Source organism: Streptomyces sp. NPDC051286 (assembly GCF_044455345.1).
Lineage (GTDB): Bacteria > Actinomycetota > Actinomycetes > Streptomycetales > Streptomycetaceae > Streptomyces.
In genome coordinates this window covers 1-1178 of sequence record NZ_JBITER010000107.1, presented here as the reverse complement: position 1 = coordinate 1178, position 1178 = coordinate 1, and the positions used below count along the sequence as shown (strand labels likewise).

Genomic DNA, 1178 nt, shown 5'->3' with positions numbered 1-1178 from the left:
CCGTCCCCCCACACCCCCGGCCGCCCCGTGGCGCGGGGGGCGCGGCCCCCTTACGTTTTTTAATCGGCCGCCCCCCGGCCCACACAACCCCCCCGCGGGCCCGCCCCCCATTTCCCTACGCCTTGGGGACGGTACAGGTCACCGTCGCCTTGCTGGCGTCGCAGTGTCCGAATTCGGGGAAGGACACCCAGTAGGGGTCCTTGTCGAGGAGCCGGTACTTACCGGAGAAGCCAGAGCTGAACGCGCCGCCCATCGAGGTGGAGTTGATCCACCCGGACATGGAGGACCGGCCGCAGACCTCGTTCCAGGTGGGGCCTGCGAGGCGCTCGTCGTCGTAGAGGCGCCATTCGCCCTGGGTGACGCGGGTGGCGTAGGCCTGTACGCAGGCGTCGCCCGAGGCGACCGGGTTCATGCCGCCGACGACGCCGCCGGGCATACCGCCGGAGTTGTAGCTGGAGGCGTAGGCGAACTCGTCGCACGACGGCTTGTCGCTGGCGCTGATCTCCGGGACGGCCGTGGTCCGCGGGTTTCCGTACTTGGACGCCCAGCTTGTTCCGTCGCTGTTCTTCGGGCAGATGACGTCACGGTTCTTGTTCGGGTCGCGGCCGGGGGCGTTCTTGTCCGCCGAGGGCAGGAAGAACATCGGCTTGTTCGCGGACCGGCTGCCGGGATGGTTGGACAGCTTGGACTGGATCAGCCATGCGTGCGCGACCGCCTGCGGCGTCTTCTTGAAGTTCATCACCCAGGTGGGGACGTACTTGTGGAACGCGCAGCCCGGGGTGGCGGAGGAGATCTTGTCGCAGCGGATCTGCGCGTCGGCGGTCTCCCAGCGCGAAGCGACCGGGTTCGTCACGGGCGAGTAGGCGCTGATCTTCGTGGACAGGTCGAGGGTATCGGACTTGTTCACAGCGTTCCAGGTGTGGTCGTTCTTCCCGACGGCCGTGTGCGAGAACGGGTCAGCTCCCAGCCACTCCAGGGCGCCGTCCCACGACTGCGGACCGTTCGAGCAGCGGTCTGGCATCATGCAGTCGAAGCGAACGTCCAGCGTCACCGATACGAACTTGGCATCAACCTGGATCGGGACCCTTCCTGACAGCCTCGACTGAGGCACCGGGGTTCTCCGGTTAGCCTGGATGGGCGAGACAGGAGCATCCCCCGGCATGACCAGCACCACCAAT

At 67.1% G+C, this 1178-nt stretch carries 1 protein-coding gene; it reads right to left on the bottom strand.

Annotated features, from left to right (window positions below):
* Positions 1-115: 115 nt before the first annotated feature.
* The gene (locus ACIBB8_RS37125; protein ID WP_398959748.1) at positions 116-1051 is read right to left on the bottom strand and encodes a hypothetical protein; all 936 of its coding nucleotides are present in this window, start codon (positions 1049-1051) and stop codon (positions 116-118) included.
* Positions 1052-1178: the final 127 nt, after the last annotated feature.